The sequence below is a fragment of the Halomonas sp. SpR1 genome, assembly GCF_031010175.1.
Taxonomy (GTDB): domain Bacteria; phylum Pseudomonadota; class Gammaproteobacteria; order Pseudomonadales; family Halomonadaceae; genus Vreelandella.
Genome location: NZ_JAUAMB010000089.1, coordinates 1 through 787 on the forward strand (window position 1 = coordinate 1; position 787 = coordinate 787).

Annotated in this window: 1 protein-coding gene; it reads right to left on the reverse strand. The window is 61.4% G+C overall.

The features are described from left to right. A partial coding sequence (locus QT231_RS24230; protein WP_308339329.1) for a reverse transcriptase domain-containing protein occupies positions 1-772 on the reverse strand: 772 nt, incomplete at its 3' end. Positions 773-787 lie beyond the last annotated feature (15 nt).

A 787-nucleotide genomic window follows, 5' to 3' on the forward strand; every position in this document is an offset into this window, starting at 1 on the left:
TACCCGCCGATTTCCAGGCGCGGTGCCTGTCTATGCCCAGCCCTTTTAACTTCCGGCGTCGAGTCGCTGGGCGTTTCCATTGCCGCCAGATCAGACCGCGTAAGCGGCGGCGTATCCATTGATCCAGTGCTTCCAAGGGGCGCTTCACATCAACAAGACTGAAGTAGTTGGCCCACCCTCGTAGGACTGGCTTCAACCCTTCGATTATCCGTTGCATGTGACGCCCCCTGCCACGCTTCAGGAGCTCACGGACACGCTGCATCATGCGCTTCAGGCTGTTCTTGGCTAGCGTCAGTTTTGACTGCTTGTGCCGAGTAAGACTGTAGCCTAGATAGCCGCGCTTCCATGGCCGATCCACCGCACTTTTGCGGCGATTGACCGTTAGCCGGAGTGAGCTCTCGAGATACTCACTCAAGCTGTCCATGACGCGCTCACCTGCTCGCCGACTTTTGATATACACCTGCACATCATCGGCGTAGCGGCAGAAGCGATGGCCGCGGCGCTCCAGTTCCTTGTCCATGTCGTCCAACAAGATGTTCGCCAGCAGCGGGCTGAGTGGCCCACCTTGGGGCGTCCCCTGCCGTCTCGGCGTGGCCAAGCCGTGCTGGAACATGCCCGCTTCCAGGTAGCGGCGGATCAGACGCAGCACGCGCTTATCGCCAACGCGCCGCGCCACCCGGGCCATCAGCAGGTCGTGGTTCACTCGGTCGAAGAAGGCTTCCAGATCAAGGTCGACCACCCAGCGGTGGCCGGCGGTGACGTGGGCCTTCATGGCCGAGACGGCCTG